Annotated in this window: 4 protein-coding genes; all 4 read right to left on the reverse strand. The window is 70.3% G+C overall.

Translation table 11 applies throughout. The features are described from left to right. Positions 1–5 precede the first annotated feature (5 nt). Positions 6–1,193 carry a cupin-like domain-containing protein gene (locus ACQR1X_RS15725; RefSeq protein ID WP_434899175.1) on the reverse strand — a complete coding sequence of 396 codons (1,188 nt, stop codon included), beginning with the start codon at positions 1,191–1,193 and terminating at the stop codon, positions 6–8. Further along, positions 1,190–5,167 (reverse strand): type I polyketide synthase, encoded by a 3,978-nt coding sequence (locus tag ACQR1X_RS15730; protein ID WP_434899176.1) that lies wholly within the window; start codon positions 5,165–5,167, stop codon positions 1,190–1,192. The genes ACQR1X_RS15725 and ACQR1X_RS15730 overlap by 4 nt, the downstream gene beginning before the upstream one ends. After that, positions 5,164–11,556: an SDR family NAD(P)-dependent oxidoreductase gene (locus ACQR1X_RS15735; RefSeq protein ID WP_434899177.1), complete on the reverse strand. Its 6,393-nt coding sequence runs from the start codon at positions 11,554–11,556 to the stop codon at positions 5,164–5,166. The genes ACQR1X_RS15730 and ACQR1X_RS15735 overlap by 4 nt, the downstream gene beginning before the upstream one ends. Continuing rightward, positions 11,553–21,179, reverse strand: a 9,627-nt coding sequence (locus ACQR1X_RS15740; RefSeq protein WP_434899178.1) for an amino acid adenylation domain-containing protein, incomplete at its 5' end; no start/stop codon positions are given. The genes ACQR1X_RS15735 and ACQR1X_RS15740, both read right to left, overlap by 4 nt.

A 21,179-nucleotide genomic window follows, 5' to 3' on the forward strand; every position in this document is an offset into this window, starting at 1 on the left:
CTGCGTCACGCCTGATAGGCCAGCCGCCGGCCGAAGCGGCGGATGGCCTCGTTGAAAGCCTCTCGCTTCTGCCAGAGGCGCTGGCGCCAGGCGGGGCCCTTGGGCGGGCGCCGGTAGAAGGCGCACAGCGCGCCATCGAGGAAGTCCTCGGCGGTGATCACCGGCTCGGCCGGCGCGTGCTCGCCCGGAAGCAGCGTGCTGCGATAGCATTCGGCGGCGAGTATGCGCATCGCACGGTACTTCTCGCGTGCGCTCGGCGCCGGTTCGGCCGCAGCCGCGCGCAGCCGCCGCGCGGCGGCCTTGCTCGCCTCCGCACGGCGTGGATCCAACGTGCCGGCGACGATGTTCTGGATGTGGCAATCGCGGTGCACGCTGCCGATCAGGGCGACCGCGTCGGGATCGGTTACGCCGCCGAAACGGAAGCTCACCGACATCGCGGCATCGACATAGCCGACGTGATGCCACCAGAACGCCGGCATCAGGATGGTCTCGCCGGCCTCGACCACGACCTCGACGCCGCCGGCATAGGCGATCAGCGCCGCACGCTCGGCATCGTCCATCGCGTTGACCGCGACGGTCGAGAAGATGTCGATGGGAAACAGCTTGAAGCCGGATTTCGGCGGAAACAGCACGATGCGCTTGCGGCCGAACACCTGATGCAGCAGGACGTCGCGGCCGTCCCAGTCGGTGTGGAGATCGGAGGCGTTGCCGGCATTGGCGACGAACATCAGCGAATGCGCCTCGCTCGCGCTGCGCTGCGCGAGCGGATTGCCGTAGCCGCCATGCACCTTCTCGATTCCGACCGCACCGAGATTGCAATCGTCCAGGATTCTCTCGGGCGTCGGCTGCTCGCTGGTGAGCGCGCGCGTCGTGGGCTCGCGCTCGATCAGATCGAGATAGTCGCGCAGCAGGCCCGGCTTCTTGTCGATTGCGATCGGGGCGCCGCTGCCCTGCACGAAGTTGCGGATGTTGGCGAGATGCGCATCGATGTAGTTGACGCCGATCATGACCTGGAGGTCGCCGAGCGCCTCGCGCACCTTCTGCGCGTCGGTCAGCTCGCCGAGCAATTGTCCCTTGAACAGGCCGGAGATGACCGCCGGCTGGCGGCGCTCGAGCAATTCGTCCCGGCGTGCGGGCAGATCGGCGGCATCATAGGTCGCGATCACCGGCTGATCATGGCGAGATGACGTCATTGCAGTCGCTCCAGTTCCTGACGCAGCAACAGCTCGGCCTCTTCCTCGGACAGATCGTCGATCTCGGCCGTCGCGACCGGTTGAGGCATGGCAGGTGCGGACTGTGCAGCGGGATCCACAAACAGGCCGCCGAGATGGTCGAGCAGCGCCTCGATGGTCGGATAGTCGAACAGCAGGGTGGCATGCAGCGGCGCCCCCAGCCGCTCGCCGAGATCTTCGCGCAGCTCCAGGGCGGCAAGAGAATCCAGGCCGAGATCGAACAGCCGCGTCCGCGGCGCGATCGTATCGGCATCGGCCAGTCCAAGAACATGGCCGAGCAGCTCGCGCAGATGCCGCTCGATCGCGGCGCGGCTGCGGTCGGTGGCATGGCGCCCCGCAACGGAGATCATCGCTGATGTCGGGGACGCAGCCTTGATTGGTGCTCTGCCGGATGCGGCCGCGGTATCGCCGGTCAGCACGCGCCGGCTGGCGGCGCGGAACACGAAGCCGCTGGCTTCGAGCAGCGGCGTGTCGCCCATCATCAGCTGCACGCCCGCTGTCGGAGAATTTCCCGAAGCGCTCAGACCGTCTTCGCGCCAGGCGACGCACCCCAGCGCGGCATCGATGCGCTGCGGCCACAGGCGAAGCTGATCGATGCGGAAGGGCAGGTACGCGATGTCGGTGTCGCGGCGGTCCCAGAAGCGGCTGAGCAGTTGGAACGAGCTGTCCAGCAGCCCGGGATGAATGATGGCATCCGTGACATCGACCAGATGCGCGGGACGCCGCAGCTCGGCTGTCAGCTCGCGGCCATCGCAGTGGATCGCATCGGCCCATTGAAACGACGGTCCGAGGTCGAAGCCCTGTGCCACGAGGTCGTCGTAGAATGCTCTACCATCGAGCGCGCCGGATCGAGCTGGCGCGCCGCCGTGCCGCTCCCAATCGCGGGGAGCGCTGAGAGGCAGATCGGCGCGACCGGTGACGTGGGTGGTCCAGGCCTCGTCGTCGAACGGATCGGAATCGGCGCGCCGGCTGATGAGGCGGATGCGATGGCCGCCAGGCTCCGGCGTCAGCACGAGCTGCATGACGATGCCCTGCGGCGGCAGATGCGCGGCCTGCACCAGGGTCACGTCGCGCAAGGTCAGCGGGCCGGCTGCAGACAGTGTCCGCAGGCCGGTGAAGATCATGGCGAGATGCCAGGCGGCGGGCACGATGACCTCGCCGAACACGCGGTGCTCGATGAGGAACGGATCGCGTCCGGCGAGCTCCGTCTCGAACCGCGCCTCGCCATGCGACTGTGGCAGCGCGAGCCTGCGGCCGATCACCCGCGTGTTGTTCGGTGCCGGCGTGGCCGGCGCGGCCGCGGGCGCCAGGCGGATCGGCCGCCGGTTGAACGGCGTATTGGGCAGCGGCACGCGTGGCGCCGGAGGCTGGCTGGCTGCGACATCGGCCGCCGATCCGTCGACGGCGAGCGCGGCCAGCGAATGGCGCATCTGCCAGGCATCGGCGGCGCCGGGCGCAACGCTCGGCAGCCACAAGATGTCCGCATCGGGCAGGGTCTGGCGGCCGAGTCCGATCAGGGCCGGCTGCGGGCCGATCTCGATGACGGCCGTGACGTCGCGCTCCGCGAGCTGCCGCAGGCTGTCCTCGAAACGCACGCGCTCGCGCGTGTGCCGGCACCAGCGCTCGGGATCAGCGATGTCGTCGGCGTTCACGGCGGCGCCGGTGAGATTGCTGATCAGCTCGACGGCCGGCGTCATGAACCGGACCTCGGACACTGCTTGCCGCAGCGCCGGAAGGATCGGCTCCATCGCCTGCGAATGGAAGGCGTGGGAGACGTCGAGGCGCTGCGCGGCCACGCCGTCGCGGCCGCAGCGCGCGATGACATCGTCGATCGCCCGCGTCGGCCCCGCGATGGTCACGCTGCGCGGCGCATTCGTCGCCGTGATCTCGACCTCGCCGCCATAGCGCTGCACCAGCGCGCCGAGCCGCCCGGCATCGGCGCGCACCGCCGCCATGGCGCCGCCCTCGGGCAGCGACTGCATCAGGGCCGCGCGCCGGCACACCAGGCGCAAGCCGTCTTCAGGGCTGAAGGCGCCGGCGACGCAGGCCGCAGTATACTCGCCCAGGCTATGGCCGAGCACGACATCCGGCGCCACGCCCCAGGCGCGCCACAGCTCGGCCAATGCAAGTCCGAATGCGAACAGCGCCGGCTGTGCCCAGCCGGTGCGCCGCAGTTGTGCGGGGTCGACGTCGCCGAGCAGGAGATCACGCAGCGGCACGTCGAACTCGCGCGCGGCCAGCGCGATCGAGCGCTCGATGCTGTCGCGGAACACCGGCTCGGAGCCGTGCAGCGCGCGCGCCATCGCCGGGCGCTGCGCGCCCTGGCCGGTGAAGAGGAATGCGACCGCGCGTCCGCTGCGGCGGCTGGCCTCGCCGATCAGCAGCGCCGGATGCCGACTGCCCGAGACGGCTGCATCGAGCGCGGCTCGCGCCTGGTCAGGCTGATCAGTGACGATGGCGAGCCGGTGCCGCAATGGCGTCCTGTGCCGAAGCATACTCGAACAAATGCCGGCGAATTCATTCTGGTTGACGCCCTGGAGCCGGTCGCGCATCGCACCGGCCAGCAGCGTCAGCCCTTGCGGTCCTTGCGCCGACAACAGCAGCGTCGACGCATGCGCAACTGAGACGGGCTCCGCTTCCGACCTGGGATCTGAACGCTCCACGACGACATGCGCATTGGTGCCGCTCATGCCGAATGAGCTGATGCCGGCAAAGCGCAACTCGGCGCGCGCGTCCTCGAGACGCGATGGCAGCGTGAATGGCAGGGCGCGCCAGGGAATGTCGGGGTTCGGCGTGCCGACACCCGGCTGCGGCGGCAGCTGCTGATGCTTCAGGATCAGCAGCGTCTTCACGACCCCGGCAAGGCCGGCCGCGGCTTCGAGATGGCCGATGCTGCTCTTGACCGATCCGAGCGGAAGCTCCGTCGTGCGCTGCGGCGTGTTGAACACGGCGGCGAGCGACTCAAGCTCGATCGGGTCGCCGAGCCGCGTGCCGGTGCCGTGGGTCTCGACATAGCCGACCGCCTCCGGTGGTACACCCGCCGCCGTCAGGGCGTCACGGATGACCTGCTCCTGCGCGATTGCGTTGGGCACAGTGAGCCCGCTGGCCGGTCCGTCGTGATTGACCGCGGCGCCGCGCACCACGCCGAGCACGTCGTCTGCGGCAGCGTCCTCCAGCCGGCGCAGCACGAGCACGACGCAGCCCTCGCCGCGGCCGAAGCCGTCGGCGTCGGCAGAGAACACCTTGCTGCGGCCATCCGGCGCGAGCACGCCGGTGCGCGACAGGAACAGCGTGACCTGGGGCGTCAGATGCAGATGCACACCGGCGACCAGTGCGAGGTCGCACTCGCGGTTCTCCAGGCTCTGGCAGGCCAGATGCAGCGCCACCAGCGAGGAGGAGCAGGCGGTGTCGAGCGACAGGCTCGGTCCGTTCAGCCCGAGCTCGTGCGACAGCCGTCCCGACGCGAAGCAGAGCAGGGCGCCCGTGCCGGAATAGGGACCGATGCACGCGGGATCGCCGCCGTAGAGCTCGCGCGGTCCATATTGCGGCTGGCCGATGCCGACGAACACGCCGGTGCGGCTGCCCCGCAGCGTCCCGATGGGCACGCCGGCATTCTCGATCGCCTCCCATGCGACCTCCAGCAGCAGCCGCTGCTGCGGGTCCAGCGAGGCCGCCTCACGCGGATTGATGTTGAAGAATTCTGGATCGAAGCCGTCGACATCGTCGAGAAAGGCGCCGCGCCGCACATAGGTGCGGCCGGGCGCGCGGCGATCGGGATCGAACAGAGCGTCATTGTCCCAGCGGCCCGCCGGCAGCTCGCCGATGGCATCGCGGCCGGAGCGGAGCAGATCCCAATAGGTGTCGAGGTCGGCAATGCCTCCCGGCAGGCGGCAGCCGGCGCCGATGATGGCAATGGGGGCGCGTCGTCGCGTCATGCCCGCACTCCGGTCCGCTCTGACGGCCGATCGAACAGCTCGGCGTCGAGGAAGGTTGCGAGCTGGTCCACGGAGCCGTGCCTGAACAGCATGGTCTGCTCGATGCGGTGGCCAAGGCTGGCGCGGATGCGGTTGCGCAGGTCCAGCGTGGCGAGCGAGTCCATGCCGAGCGCGAAGAAGCCGCGCGTGCGATCGATCTCGGCAGCACCAGCGAAGCCGAGCACCGCGGCGACCAGATCGGCGAGATGATCGGCGAGCGCGGCACGGCGGCGGCGCGCCGGCAGGCGCGCAAGCTCCAGCCGCAGCCGGTCGTCCGCCGAAGGCTCCGGCCGGACCACGCGCAACGGCACGGCGCCGGCCGTCGCCTTGGGCTGCGGCGTGACGAACGGATCGACCAGCGCCGGCGGCGCGCCGGCGCAGGCGCTGGCGAACTTCGCCCAGTCGACGTCCAGCACCGCCGCCTGCGACAGATCGGTTCTGATGAGTTCGCCGAGCGCCGCGAGGCAGGTTTCGACCGGCATCTCGCGCAGGCCCTGACGGGTCCATTCACGCTGCGTCGCCCGCTCGCCGGCGCCGACCATGCCGGGGCCGGACCATGGTCCCCAGTTGATGCTGAGCGCCGGGAGCCCTGCCGCGCGGCGATGGTGCGCGAGCGCGTCCAGTCCGGCATTGGCGGCGACATAGCCGGCGAGGCCGGGAGCACCCAGCAGTCCGAACGCCGAGGAGAACAGCACGAAATGGTCGAGCGGCTGGCCGCGGGTCCGCTCGTGCAGATGCCAGGCGCCGTCGAGCTTGGCCGCAAGCACCGCGCTGATGCGATCCCAGCTCTGGGTCTCGATCACGCCGTCATCATGGCTGCCGGCGGTGTGGAAGATGCCGCCGAGCGGCGGCATGTCGCGGCTGCATGCATCGAGCAATGCGCCGACCTCGTCACGCCGGCCGAGGTCGGTCGAGCGCAGCATCACCGTGACGTTCTGCGCCCGCAGCTCATCGGCAAGCGCGCGCGCTGCCGCCTCGGCCGAGCGGCTCGCGATCACGATGTGGGTGGCGCCGCTGGTGGCGAGCCAGCGGGCGAGTGCGGCGCCGAGCGCGCCGCCGCCGGCGATCAGCTGGGTTCGCCCGGTAAGATCCAGTGGCCTCGTCGCGGCCGTTGCGCCGGACGCGCGGAGCCGCGGCACGCGCGCGCGGCCGTTGCGCCATGCCATCAGCCATTCCGCCGGCGCGCTGTCACTGAGGTCGCCGATCAGCCAGTCGGCAAAGGCGGCGTCGCTCAGGGCCGAGGCGTCGATGTCGACCAGCCGCATGCCGAGCCAGGTCTGCTCACGGCCGAGCACGAGAGGGAGGCCCTGCAAAGCGGCGAGCGCGACGTCGACCCGGTCCTCTGCGCTGGCCGCCATGGCGCTTCGGCTGAGCGAGAACAGCCGCCTCGGCGGTCGCGCGAGCCGGGTCAGTCGCTGCAACAATGCGAGCAGGCGTGGTCCCATCGTCGTCAGCCGCTCGGCCGGCGTGCTTTCGGCCGTGAATTCGGCGGACGACGCCCGCATATCGATCACGGCCTCGACGCCGTCGTCGAGATGGCGGAAGCCGTCGACATCGTCGGTCGCGACGATGCAGCGGACGCCGCGGCGGCCGAGCGATGTCGCGAGCAGTAGAGCCTGCGCGGCGTGATTGGCCAGCAGCAGCCACGGCCGTACCATCGACGCGGCGGGGCGCGGCGGGAGCTTGCGCTGCGGCGCGTCGATCCATTCGACCACGTGCAAGTTGCGTGTGAGGGTCTCGGCCGGACGCGCCGAGACGGCACGGACGAAGGTCAGGCCGCTGATGCGCAGCACCGGTGCGCCATCGGCCGTGGAGGCATCGAGGTCCACCACGGCGGCCCTGCCGTCGGCCGTGACGCTGCGCAGCCGCGCGTGCGACCAGGCGATGGTCCCTATGTCCCCGAGCAGGTCGATGCGCTCGCATCCGGCCGGAATGCCGCAAGGGATGGCAACCGGCAGCGCGGCCTGCGCCGCCAGCAGCGCCGCGTCCAGCCGTATCGCACTGGCGAGCGCTGGCGGCACGTCGGCGGCGCCGATATGCCCGAGCGCCTCGCCTCGGCCGGTCGTAAGAGCCGCGAGACTCGCGATCGAGATGCCCGGCTCGCAGCCTTGGGCACGCAGCCGTTCGGCGAGTCGATCGATCGTGTCGTCTGTTAGTTCATGCCGGAGCGCGTCGAGCTCTGCCGTCGCCGTGCCAAGCCCGTCCACGACGACGTCGCCGATCTCGGCTTCGGCATGAACCGTCCAGCTCACCGCAGCGTTACGGCTTGCGATCCGCACGCGGCTCGTCCCGGCGCCCTGCGGCAGCAGCACGGTCTGCACGTCGACGCCGTGATCCGGCAGATGCAGCGGCCGATGAAAGACCAGCGACGACAGGCGCAGCGGCGCGAGGCTGATCGGGCAGGCTCCGCCGGGGCCGCTGCCATGCGCCTCGATCATCATCGCGAGCATCGCCGCCGCCGACAGCGTCGCGCTCTCGCCGATGCGGTGCGTCTCCAGGGCCGGCCACCGGCCGCCGCCGAGCCTGGTGGCATGAACCGCTCCGTCCAGCGCGAGCGGGATCATCGGACCGATCAGGGTGGCCGGATCGGGTGTCGGCACTTCGACGCGTGGGGATGATTGCGGTTCTGCGTCCGAGCTCGGGTCGATCCAGTAGCGCTTGCGCTCGAACGGCGTGGTCGGCAGTGCGACGCGCCGCGGCGGCCGGCAATCGAGGCTGCGCCAATTGATCTCAGCGCCCCGTACAAACAGCTCGCCTGCCGCCCGCGACAGGGTCTGCCACGCGGACTCCGTCGGCACCAGGCTCGGCAGCAGCGCGACCGCATTGTCGGCAAGGCAATCGCGGGCGACACCGGTGAGCACCGGCCGCGGCCCGATCTCGATGAACACATTGGCGCCGAGCGCAGCGGCCGTCGCGATGCCGTCGCGGAAGCGGACCGGCTGGCGCACATGGCGCACCCAGTACAAGGGGTCCATCAGCTCGTCATCGATCAATCGTCCGGTGACGTTGGAGACGATGCTGATCCGCGGCCGCCGCGGATGCAGCCTGCGGCAGGTGTCGCCGAACGGCGCCAGCATGCCGTCCATCAGCGGCGAGTGACCCGCGCGCGAGACATGCAGCCGGTGGACCTCGATGCCCTCGCGGGCGAAATCGGCGAGCGCGGCTTCGACCGCGGCCGGCGCGCCCGAGATCACGCAATTCTGCGGGCCGTTGTAGGCCGCGATCACGACCTCCTGGCCGGCCACGCGGCGCTCGACGAAGGCGGCGTCGGCGAACACGACGCCCATCGCGCCGTCAGGCGTCGCCTGCATCAGCCGTCCGCGCATCGCAACGAGCTCGACGGCCTCGGCAAGGTCGAGCGCCCCGGCGATGCACGCCGCCGTCACTTCGCCGAGGCTGTGACCCATCACCACGGCCGGCGTGATGTCGGCGTCGATCCACAGCCGCGCGAGGGCATATTCGAGCGCGAACAGTGCGGGCTGCGCGTAGCGCATCTGCGCGATCATGTCCGGCTCGCCGGGGGCGGGGTTCATGATCTCCAGCAGCGGTCTGTCGAGGAACGGCGCAAACAGCTCAGCGCATTCGTGCAATGCGGCAGCAAAACCCGGATGGCTGCCGGCGAGCTCCTCGGCCATCCCCGGATATTGAGAGCCCTGTCCGGTGAACAGGAAGGCGACCACGGGCGCGTTGCCGGCCGTGCCCGCCATCACGTCGGAATACGGCTCTCCTGCGAGATGGCTGCTCAGCTCGCGTTGCCAGTCGCCCGGGCCACTGCCGACGATCGCGAGCCGATGCGGCTGTGCGCTGCGGCCGGCGGCCGCCGTCGCGGCGATGTCGCCCGGCGCCTGCGTGCCGCCGACGGATGCGAAATGATCGAGGTAGCGGCGCGCGAGCTCGTGCAGCGCCGCGGGCGAGCGCGCCGAGAGGACGAGCAGATGGTGCTGCCGCGGATCGTCGGGACGGTCGTCCGGCCGCGGCGCTTCGGCGAGGACGACGTGCGCGTTGGTGCCGGAGAAGCCGAACGAGCTCACGGCGGCGCGGCGGCGCCGGCCGTCGCGCCGCTCCCAGGCTTGCAGTTGGATTGGAATGCTGGCCGGGATCGCGGCGAGGTCGAGCAGCGGGTTGACGGCGCCGAGATGCAGTTGCGGCGGGATGGCGCCGTGACGAAGCGCAAGCACCGCCTTCATCAGTCCGGCGAGGCCGGCGGCCGCTTCGGTATGGCCGATATTGCTCTTCACCGAGCCGATCAGCAGCGGATGCTCGCGGCCGCCATGCACGGCGGCCAGTGCGTTGAACTCGATGGGGTCGCCGAGCGGCGTGCCGGTGCCATGCGCTTCGACATAGTCGATGTCGGACGCGGCGATGCCGGCATCGTCGAGCGCGCGGCGGATGACGGCCTGCTGCGCCAGGCCATTCGGCGCGGTGAGGCCGTTGCTCGGGCCGTCATTGTTGACGGCGCTGCCTTCGATCACGGCGAGCACGGGGTCGCCGTCGGCCAGCGCGTCGTCGAGCCGCTTGAGCGCGAGCACGGCGCAGCCCTCGCTGCGCACATAGCCGTTGGCCTCGGCGGAGAACGGCTTGCAGCGTCCGTCGGGCGCCAGCATGCTGGCCTGCGAGAAGGCGATGCTGAGCTCGGGGCCAAGGATCAGGTTGACGGCGCCTGCCAGTGCCATCCGGCAGTCGCCGGCGCGCAGCGCCTTGACGGCGAGATGCACGGCAACGAGGCCGGCTGAGCAGGCGGTGTCGACCGAGAGCGCCGCGCCCTGCAGCCCCAGCGTATAGGCGATGCGCCCGGAGGCGATCGATCCGGCGTTGCCGGTGCCGTAGTGGCCGTCGAGCCGTCCCGCGGCGGCGGCGATGCGCTCATAGTCGTGTCCGAACAGGCCGATCAGGACCTGCGTGTCCGAACCGGCGAGGGTGGTCGGATCGATGCCGCCGGATTCCAGCGCCTCCCAGCTGCATTCGAGCAGCAGGCGCTGCTGCGGATCCATCGCCGACGCCTCGCGCGGCGAGAGCCCGAAGAACCCGGGATCGAACTGATCGACATCCGCGATGAACCCGCCGCGCCGCGTCGTGATGCGTCCGGGACCGCCGGCGGGATTGCAGAGAACGTCTGCATTCCAGCGCGTTGCCGGGACATCGGTGATGCCATCGCGGCCTTCGCTGAGCAGCGTCCAGAACTCCTCCGGGCTGGTCACGTTGCCCGGGAAGCGGCACGCCATCCCGATGATCGCCACCGGCGCCGCGGTCTGGCCTGTCTGCTGGTGGCGAGCGGTCGATGATGAGGCGCTGCCGCGCGGGGCGGCCGCACGTTTCGGCGCAGAGGATGGCGCGGTGAGGCCGTTGACGATCTGCTCCGGCGTCGGATGACGGAAGAAGAAGGTGGCATCGATCGCGGTGCCGAGCGCGCGGTTCAGCCCGGCCCTCAGGCTGTGCAGGTCGAGCGAGTCCAGCCCCATCGCATGCAAGGTGCGTCCAGGCGCGAAATCTTTCGCGCGCGCCGGCCCCAGCACATCGCGCAAGGTTGCGGCGACGATCTCGGGCAGATCGCGCGCGCTGACGATGGGCTGGCCGGCGCTGCTCGTGGTGATCGCATCCAGGCGGTCCGCGTCGTATTCGATCAGCACGCCGGCCTCGCCGCCTGCGGCGTAGCCGGGGAAGGCGCCGGGCAGCACGTCGACGATGCGAGCGCCGCGTGCGGCATGGAAACGCAGAATCGCGTCGACCGGCAGCCCGTTGGCATCGCGGCGGGCGACATAGGCGGCGATGATGTCGTCGTCAGAGGCCGCGAAGTCCCGGCACAGCGTCACGCCGACGATCGTCGTCGCGCCGGCGGCGCGGGCGAGCCGCAGCGCCAACTGCACCAGCGCCTCGCCGAGGCCGGTCTGGGCGTGATCAGGATCGACGCAGACTCCGAGCAGTTGCGCAACCATGCCGTCGGGCGCGTGCAGCGTCTCGAACTGTTCCGCGGGCAGATCGCGCAACGCCCGCGCATCTGCGATCCGCTGCGTGTAGATCGCACCGATGATGCGCTCCTGCCGCAGCACCACGATATGATCGCCAGAAGCCTGGTGGATGCGCCGCAGGAGGCGTTCCGGCCGGCTGCGCAGCGGCTCCGGCCAGCAGGCCGTATCCAGTGCGACAAGGCCGGCGAGATCGGTTTCGCGGGCCGCGCGAACCACGATGCCCGACTGATCCGCCCCGGTGTCGATGGCGAACCAGGCCCGCGCCTCATCGTAGGTTGGGCTCGGTGCGGGAATGCGCTGCTCGGCCACGGCGCGCTGCAGGCGTTGGAGGATCGGCGCCTCGAGCGTCACATGCGACAGTGGTGAGGAACGATGCTCGGTCATGACTGATCCACCCGCCGGGCCACGCGCTCGGCATGAAGGCCGCGCATCAGACCATCATGATCGCAATCGAGCTCGATCAGCTCGAACTCTCCGCCGATCAGCTCGCGCCAGCCCGCAGGCGCAGCCGGATTGCCGCGCACACGCGCGTGGAAGAAGGTGGCGTGTCCCATGGTGGGCGTGGGCTGATAGGTGCCGAGCAGCTTTCCGCAGCGGACATAAGCCTCGACGATCTCCTCCACCTGGGCGGCGGTGATGTCCGGCGGAAACTCGCCGCTGCGGCTCAGCACCGCGGCGGCTCTCGCATAGTCGAGCGTCGCGTCGTCGGAGGCCTCGCCCGTGAGGTCGGCAATGATCTCCGCCTTGCTGACCTCCCATCCGCCCGCGGGCTTGACCGGCGCGTCGAGCAGCAGCAGCGACGCCACCGTCTCTCCCTCCGCCGCGAGCTGGCGGGCGATTTCGAAGGCCGCCACGCCACCGAAGGACCAGCCCATGAGATGATAGGGGCCGTGCGGCTGAACGCTGCGGATCTCCCGCAGATAGCTCTGCGCCTGCTCGACGAGGCTCGCCGGCCCCGCGTTGCGGCCGGTGACATCCTGCAGTCCATAGACCGGGCGTGGCACCGACAGGCGCGAGACGATGTCGAGATAGCAGAACACCGTTCCGGTCGCCGGATGGATGCAGAACAGCGGCGGCGCGGCGCCGTTGCCGCGCAGCGTCACCAGTGCCTTCGCCGGTTGCGCCGGGACCGTGCCGCGCAACAGCCGCGCCATGCCTTCGATGGTCGGGTCGGCGGCAATGTCGCCGGCTCGCAGCTTGAGGCCGAACTCATTGCGGCAGCGCGCGATCAGTTGGATCAGGATCAGCGAGTCGCCGCCCAGCTCGAAGAAGCTCGTGGTGACGTCGATCGACGGCGTCTGCAGCAGCTCCTGCCAGATCGCCTGCAGCCGGAACTCGATGTTGTCGCGGGGCGCGATGGTGCGACCATCGGATGAGACATCCGAACCGTGCATCGTCGCCAGCGCACGCCGGTCGATCTTTCCGGCCGGGTTGAGCGGCAGGCTGTCGAGCCGGATGAACTGTGCCGGCAGCATGTAGGACGGCAGGTGCTCGGCGAGATGGCGGCGAAGTTCGGACGGCGCAGCGTCGGCACCGCTTTTCGCTGACCACCAGCACACCAGACGCTGATCGCCGCGGCTGGCCTCGAGACCGACGGCCGCGGCCTCCACCGTCGCGTGCCGGCGCAACACCGCCTCGATCTCGCCCGGCTCGATGCGGAAGCCGCGCAGCTTGATCTGAGCGTCGCTGCGGCCGAGGAATTCGAGGGTGCCGTCGGGAAGCCAGCGAGCGCGGTCGCCGGTCCGATACAGTCGCTCGCCCGGTCGGCCGAACGGGTCGGCGATGAAGCGTTCGGCGGTCAGGCCCGGGCGATCGAGATAGCCGCGCGCAAGGCCGCGGCCGGCGACGTAGAGTTCGCCCGCGGCACCGATCGGCAGCGGAGTGAGCCTGTCGTCGAGCACGTGGCAGCGCAGGCCGAGGATCGGGCGGCCGATCGGCGGCGTGCGGTCGCCGGCGAGCGGAGCGCTGAGCGAGGCGCACACTGTCGTTTCGGTCGGGCCGTAGCCGTTGATGAAGGTCCGGCCGGGAGCCCACAGCCGTGCCGTCTCGGCCGGGCAGGCCTCGCCGGCAACCACCAGCACGCGGCAACCGTCGAGATCGCGCGGTGCCATGACGCCGAGCGCGCTCTGCGGCAGGGTGGCATGGCTGACGCCGTGCCGCCGGGCGAAGTCGGCAAGAGCGTCTCCCGGCAGCAGGTCATCGGGCGAGCCGACCACGAGCGCGGCGCCGCTGCCGAGCGCCATGCAGATCTCCCACACCGAGGCGTCGAAATTGGGCGAGGCAAATTGCAGCACGCGATCGCCAGGCCCTGCGCCAAACGCGGCGCGCTGGGCGCGAATCAGGTTAGCGGCGCCGCGATGCGGAACCATGACGCCCTTCGGCCGTCCGGTCGAGCCGGACGTGTAGATCAAGTAGGCAAGGTCGTCGGCCGAGATCGCGGGCCGCGGCTGGCGAGGCTTATCGCCGGTCGCAGCAGGCACGTCGTGTTCGTCGATGCCGATGCGGCGGACTGCCGGAGGGAGCCAGGCCGCCGCGCCATCGGTCAGCACGCGCTGCACGCGGCTGTCAGTGATGATGAAGCCGAGGCGGTCGGGCGGATAGGACGGATCCAGCGGCACGTAAGCGAGTCCGGCCTTGAGAGCTGCCAGCGCGGCGGTCACGAAGCCGGCCCGGCGTTCGCAGGCGATGCCGATGAACTCACCCGGGCGCGCGCCGTCATCGCGCAGCCGGCCGGCCAGGCGATCGGCGGCGTCGTGCAGCTCACGATAGGTCAGGTGGCCGAAATCGCCGATCAGCGCCGGCTCGTCGGGATGGTCCCGGGCGGTTTCGTCGAGCAGCTCGGTCAGCGTCTCCTCGGCAAGGACCACCGGCGTGGTCGCGTTCCAGGCAGCGATCTGCTGCAGATCCCTGGCGTCGGCACCGAGCAGGCGATGCAGCGGCAGATCGCGGTCCGCCGCGGCCAGGCGCTCGATGACGGCGATGAAGTCGTCGGCCAGTCGCGCGATATCCTCCGCCGCGAACCGGCCGGCGTCGTAGCTGAACGCGAGCTCATAGGAGTCGCCCGGCACGACGGCGACAGCCAGGGGATAATGCGTATGCTGTTCCACGGGCAGCGCGCGAATGGAGAGATCGTCGAGCATCCCGTCCATCGACGTGGCCGGCTGGTTCTCGAACACCATCAGGGTCTCGAACAGCTCGCCCTCCGCGCGCTCGGTCCAGCGCATGATGTCGCCGAGGCCAGCATATGCGTAGCTCATCCGTTCCGCCTGCTCGGCATGAAGCCGCGCCAGCCACTCGCCGGCGCTCGCCTGCTCCGTGAGCCTGATCCGCGCCGGGACCGTGTTGATCAGCAGCCCCGCCATCCGCGCGATGCCCTCCACTTCCGGCGGGCGCAAGGCGATCGTGGTCCCGAACACCAGTTCCTCGGACGAGCACAGGCGCGACAGCATCATCGCCCAGGCGCCCTGGAGCAGCGTGTTGGCGCTGACATGGTGCCGCCGTGCCGCATGGCGCAACGCGGTCGACCTGTCCTCGCCGAGCATCCGCTTCAAGGCGCGCTGGCCGCTGCCTCGGGCCGGCGTCGGCAGCGAGATGCGCGCCATCGTCGCCGCGTCGGCAAGGTGTTGGCGCCAGAAGCTTGCGCTCTCCTCGCGATCCCGTTGGGCGAGCCAATGGACGAACGCGGCAAACGGCGCGCGCGGCGGCAGCGCCTCGATACGGCCGGCGGCAAGGGCCGCGCGCGCAACGAACAGGTCTTCGAGCACGAGCGACAATGACCAGCCATCGAGCAGCACGTGATGATTGCTGATCACCAGGGCGTGGCGATCCGGCGCGAGGCGCAGCAGCATCAGCCGCAGCAGCGGCGTGCCGTCGAACCGGAACGGCGTCGTCATGTCATGCGCCAGGAGATCGCGCAGCGTCTGCTCGGGATCGTCGTCAGTGCTGAGATCGCGCGTCTGCCATGGTGCCTCGGCATCGGGCCTGATAACCATGACGTAGCGGCCGTCACGCTCGCCGATCGTCGTCCGCAGCACGGCATGGCGGGCCACGACCGCCTTCCAGGCGGCGTGGAGGACCGCTTCATCGAGGCTGCCCGTGATGATCATCGCGGTCTGCATGCGATAGGCGCCGGCCGCGTCGTCATCGAGGCTGTGGCGCAGCAGGCCGAGCTGCAACGGTGTGAGCTGCAGCTCTTCCGTCTCTGGCCACGAAATATCCGGCGTGCGGACCGCCGGCGCCGCTGCGGCCTGATGTTGCACATGGGCCGCCAGGCGCGCGACCGTCGGCTGCCGGAAGATGTCGCGCGCACTGAAGACGAGGCCGGCCTGGCGCGCGCGCATCACCACCTGGATGGCGAGGATGGAATCGCCGCCGAGCGCAAAGAAATCCTCGTCGATCCCGATGTGATCCTGATCGAGGACTGACGCCCAGATCTCCGCGAGGCGTTTCTCGGTGACGGTGTCCGGCGCACGGCGCGCGCGCTCGGCCGCTTCCGCTTCGGACCAGGGCAGCGCGGCGCGGTCGACCTTGCCGCTGCGGCTGCGCGGCAGCGCCGGCAGATCGATGATGCGCGACGGCACCATGTAGTCCGGCAGGAACGAGGTGAGATGGCCGCGCAACGCGTCGAGCGAAGGGCAGTCGCCGTGTCGCGGCACCACATAGGCGACGAGCTGCGGATTGCCGCGGGCTTCGCGCACCATCACGCAGGCGTCGGCGATCTCCGGATGACGCTGCAACGCGTGCTCGATTTCGCCGGGCTCGATCCGAAGGCCGCGGATCTTGATCTGGTGATCGACGCGGCCGAAGCATTCGAGCACGCCGTCGTCGCGCCAGCGGCCGCGGTCGCCGGTGCGATAGAGCCGCGCGCCGGGCGGGCCGCCGGGATCGGCGATGAAGCGTTCGGCCGTGAGACCGGGCCGGTTGCAATAGCCGCGCGCGAGCCCGACGCCGCCGATGTAGATCTCGCCTTCGACGCCGGCCGGGACGTCCGCCAGCCAGTCGTCGAGGATGCGGATGACGGTGTTGGCGATCGGCGCGCCGATCGGCGGCCGTCCGCCGTCGTCGGCCGAGAACCGCATCATGGTCGAATAGATCGTGGTCTCGGTCGGGCCGTAGTAGTTATGAACGCTGGCAACGCGGCAGGTGGCGAGACGGCGCAATGTCGCCTCGGTCAGCGCTTCGCCGGCACTCACGACCCTCAGCCCGGCGAGTGCGCCGGGCGCTGCGGTGGTCAGCATGTTCCAGACCGTCGGCGTCGCCTGCATCGCGGTGACGCCGGCCGCGGCGATCAGCGCCGCCAGCCGGTCGGGAGCGGTGGCCTCGTCCTCGGCCGCCAGCACGACGCAGCCGCCGGTGACGAGCGGCAGCAGCAATTCCACGATCGAGATGTCGAACGCCGCCGTGGTGGTGGCGGCGAAGCGATCGTCGGGCGTGAGCTTGAGCTCCGACTGTACGGCCGCCAGCAGGTTGCCCAAGCCGCGATAGGTGACGGTCACGCCCTTGGGCCGGCCGGTCGTGCCGGATGTGTAGAGCAGGTAGGCGGCCTGGAGCGGATTCGCCTGATGCAAGGCGGGCGCGGCAGCCGCAGCGCCGAGATCGATCGCGAGGACTGGCACCGGGGCTGGCAGATCCGCCGACGCGTCGGCAGTGATGGCAAGCGCGGGCCGGGCGTCATCCAGCATGTAGCCGATGCGATCGCGCGGCAGCGATGGATCGATCGGCAGGTAGGCCGCACCGATCCGCAGCACCGCGAGGATCGCGATCAGCAGCGCGGGGGAGCGCGGCAGATGCAGCGCGACGAGATCGTCGGCACCGATGCCGCGCGCCGCAAGCTGGCCGGCGAGCCGGCCGGACATCGCATCCAGCCGCGCATAGTCATACGTCTCGTTGCGCCAGATCAGGCCGGGCGCGGACGGCGCGACGCGGGCCTGCCGCAGGAAGCTATCGAGGACGTGTCCTGCCGGCTCCGGCTGCGCGGTCATATTCCAGGCCGCAATCCGCGGATCGCGGCTCGCGTGGGCTCCCAGCACGCGGCCGATCGGCATGTCGCCATCGTCAGCGAGAGCCATGAGCAGCCTGCGCAGCTCCGCAATCAGCTCGGTCGCGGACGCGCCGTCGAACAGACCGGGCCGGACGTGAAGCCGCAGCGTCAACCGCGGTCCGGGCAGCACCGCCAGGCTCAGCGGATAGTGGTTGGCGTCGCGCCCCTGCACCCGGGTGATGCGCAACGCTTCGGCATTGTCGATGGCATCAGCCGAGAGCGGATAGTTCTCGAACGCCAGCAGCGTGTCGAACAGCGCGTCGGTGCCGAGCATCTGCTGGATCTCGCCGAGGCTGAGATGCTGATGGGCGATCAGCGCCGCCTGGCGATCCTGCAGCTCGCTGAGAAACGCCTTGATCGTGCGCGCGGGCGACACGCGTGCGCGCAACGGGACGGTGTTGGCAAGCAGGCCGACGATCTGGTCGGCGCCGTCGAGCGCGGCGTCGCGCCCGGCGACGGTGATGCCGAACACGACATCGTCGCGATGGGTGCGCGCCGCGAGCCACAGCGCCCAGGCGCCCTGCATCAGGGTGGCAAGCGTGATCCCGAGCGAGCGCGCGGCTGCGACCAGCCGCTGGGTTTCGTGTTCGTCGAGCGCGACGTCGGTCTGCGTTGCCGTGATCTGGCCCGGCAGGTTCGGCGCGACCAGCAGCGGCCCGCTCCAGCCGTCGAAGGCCGTGCGCCAGGCTGTCAGCGCCGCGGCGCGATCCTGACGGTCGAGCCAGTCGAGATAGCGGCTGAACGGCACCGCCGGCGGCAGCTCGGCTTTCCCGTGATAGAGCTGCATCAGCTCGCGCAGCACGATCGGCATCGACCAGCCGTCGATCAGGATGTGATGCAGCGTCAGGATCAGGACGTTGGTCGTGCCGGCGCTGACCAGGCTGCTGCGTAGCAATGGCGGAGCCGCCAGGTCAAAGCGGCGCGTCAGGTCATCGTGGCGGACTTGATCCAGAGCCGCCTGCAAGTTCCTATCAGCGTCGACCGTCAGTTGACGCCAGGGCAGATCGACCGCCGACACGACGCTCTGTGTGAAGCCGCTGCTGTCGTCGGCCCGGAACGCCGCGCGCAGATTGTCGTGCCGCGCGATCAGCGCGGCGATCGCGCCGCGCAGCCGGTCGCGATCGAGTTCACCTGCAAACTCCATTTCGAGCTGGACGACATAGACGTCGGCACGGACGGGATCGGACAGGTTCTCGTAGAGCAGGCCGCGCTGCAATGGCGACAGCCGGAGCTGACGGACCGACGGCTTTGCGGCCGGATGCGGCGCGGCCGGCGTCAGTTCGGCAAGGCGCTCGAGCAGGGCGAACCAGCGCGTCGCGAGCACCTGCACGACGTCGTCATCGACGAGGCTTCGGTCGCTGGACCAGGTGGCGCTGAGGCGGGCGTCGGCGCCCTGGCCGATCACCACCGTGTTCAATTCGATCGCATGGGCCGGACGCAACTCGGCCTGCTCGACGAGGTCGCCGGGCAGTGCCGTCGGGATGATGCTCCAATCCGCAACATGATCGGTCGAGAAACGGCCGAGATAGTTGAAGCCCGCCTGCGGCGTCGGCAGGCGGGCGAGCGTCCGCGCCGCGTCCTCGTCCAGGTAGCGCAGCAGGCCGAAGCCGAGCCCGTCGTCAGGGACGTCGGCGAGACCGGACTGCACGGCGTGCAGCGCGCCGAGCAGGCGTTCGGCGTCGCCGGCGGTGGTCGTGGAATCTCCGGCGGGAAGGTCGAAGCGAACGGGATAGAGGCTCGTGAACCAGCCCACGGTGCGCGACAGGTCGATGGCAGGGTCGAATTCGTTGCGGCCGTGGCCTTCGAGGTCGATCACGATGGTCTGCGCTGCCGCATCGCCATCGGCGAGCGTCGTGACGAAAGCCGCAAGCAGGATGTCGAGCACCCGCGCGCCGAGCCGTCGCGGCGCCTCGCTCATCACGCGCGCAGTCACCGCTGCCGGCAAGGTCAGCGTCAGATGCTTGACGCTGTTCGCAACGGGCTGGCGGGGCGGCGTCAGCCGCAGGGGAGCGGCGCTTGCCGCCAATGTTCGCTGCCAATGCGGCAGCTCTGCCTGCACGGAGGAATATCGCGACCGCGCTTGAAGCAGCCGCGACCACTGCCCGAAGCTGGTGCCGAGCGCAGGCAACTGAGCCGGCTGGCCGGCCGTCGTAGCGTGCCACGACGCGGCGAGCTCCTCGATCAGGATCCGCCACGACACGCCGTCGACGGCGAGATGATGCAGTACGAGCAGCAGCGCGTCGTTATCAGCTACGCTGGCCGTGAATTGAACCGCCTGCAGCATCACGCCGCCTGCGGGATCGAGACGCGCCTCGGCAGCGCCGATCTCCTGGCTGATCCGCTGCGCGCGCTGCTCCGGCGTCAACGCGGCGACGTCGATCTCGCGCAGCCGGCGCCGCGCCAGCGCTGTGTCGGAGGGCGCGATGTGCAGCGACGGCCTGCCATCGATCGGATCGAATGCGAGGCGGGACCGCAGCATGGCATGGCGCGACAACGTGGCATCGAGCAGGGCGATCAGTTGCTGCGACGTCAGGCCGCGCGGCAGCCGCACGGTCATGCTCTGGCTGAAGCGGTCGACATTCCTGCCGCGCTCGAGCAGCCAGCGCATGATCGGCGTCAGCGGAATGGGGCCGCCGTCCGCGCGATCGTCGGCGGTGACCTGCTGGGCCGCGGTTGCAACGCTCGCGAGCTTCGCGATCGTGCCCTGCTGGAACACGTCGCGCGGCGTGATCACGAGCCCGGCGCGTCGCGCGCGCGTCACCATCTGGATGCTGGTGATGGAATCGCCGCCGAGCGCGAAGAAATTGTCGTCGATGCCGATCGTGTCGTGGCCGAGCAGCTCGGCCCAGATCGCGGCGAGCACCTGCTCAGACGGTGAGCGCGGCGCGCGGTGGGGTGCCTCGGACGCAGCAGCGAGATCGGGCTCAGGCAGCGCCTTGCGGTCGAGCTTGCCGTTCGGGGTGAGCGGCAGCGCATCGAGGCTGACGAACAACGCCGGCACCATGTAGTCCGGCAACAGGCTGCCGAGATGGCTGCGCAACTCTGTGACGGACGGCGCAACGCCGTCGCGTCCGACCACATAGGCGACGAGGCGCCGCCCGTGCGGATGCTCCTGCGGCACCACCGCGGCAGCGGCGACGCCGTCGTGCCGTCGCAGCGCCGTCTCGATCTCGCCGGGCTCGATGCGGAAGCCGCGGATCTTCACCTGTTGGTCGGCGCGACCCAGGAACTCCAACGTGCCGTCGGCCTGCCTGCGCGCGCGATCGCCGGTGCGGTACAGCCGGGTGCCCGGCGGTCCGAACGGATCGGCGATGAAGCGCTCCGCCGTCAGATCCGGGCGGTTGAGATAGCCCTGCGCAAGCCCCGCGCCGGCGACATACACCTCGCCTGCAACCCCGATCGGTACCTCGTTGAGCTGGGCGTCGAGCAGGTGAATGCGCGCGTTCTCGATCGGTGCGCCCATCGGCGGCGGCGCGTCGCCCGACAACGGCGCGCTGATGCTGGCGCAGACCGAGACTTCGGTCGGCCCGTACGCGTTCAGCATCCGGCGATGCGGCGACCACAGCGCGACGAGGTCGCCGGGGCAGGCTTCGCCGGCGACGACGAGGACGCGGCAGCCGGCGAGATCGTCCGGCTCCATCACGCGGAGCGCTGTCGGCGGCAGCGTCGCATGGGTCACCGCGCAGGATTGGACGAGCGTCGCCAGGGACGGTCCGGGGCGCAGCGTGTCGGCGTCGCTGGTGACGATCGCGGCGCCCTTCGAGAGCGCCGTGGCGATCTCGGAGACCGACGCGTCGAAGCTCGGCGAGGCGAACTGCAGGACGCGGTCGCCGGCTCCGATCTCGAACGCGACCGTCTGGGCATGGACGAGATTGACGAGGCCGCGCTGCGGGATGGCGACGCCCTTGGGGCGGCCGGTGGAGCCGGAGGTGAAGATGACGTAGGCGAGGTCATCGGGCTGCGGACG

It is taken from the genome of Bradyrhizobium sp. HKCCYLRH3073, assembly GCF_051167995.1.
In the GTDB taxonomy this organism is placed as follows: Bacteria; Pseudomonadota; Alphaproteobacteria; order Rhizobiales; family Xanthobacteraceae; genus Bradyrhizobium.

What these genes read in the sequence shown, in the direction of transcription:
- ACQR1X_RS15735 (WP_434899177.1), bottom strand. Translation starts at nt 11,556, where the DNA reads ATGACCGAGCATCGTTCCTCACCACTGTCGCATGTGACGCTCGAGGCG.
- ACQR1X_RS15730 (WP_434899176.1), bottom strand. Translation starts at nt 5,167, where the DNA reads ATGACGCGACGACGCGCCCCCATTGCCATCATCGGCGCCGGCTGCCGC.
- ACQR1X_RS15725 (WP_434899175.1), bottom strand. Translation starts at nt 1,193, where the DNA reads ATGACGTCATCTCGCCATGATCAGCCGGTGATCGCGACCTATGATGCC.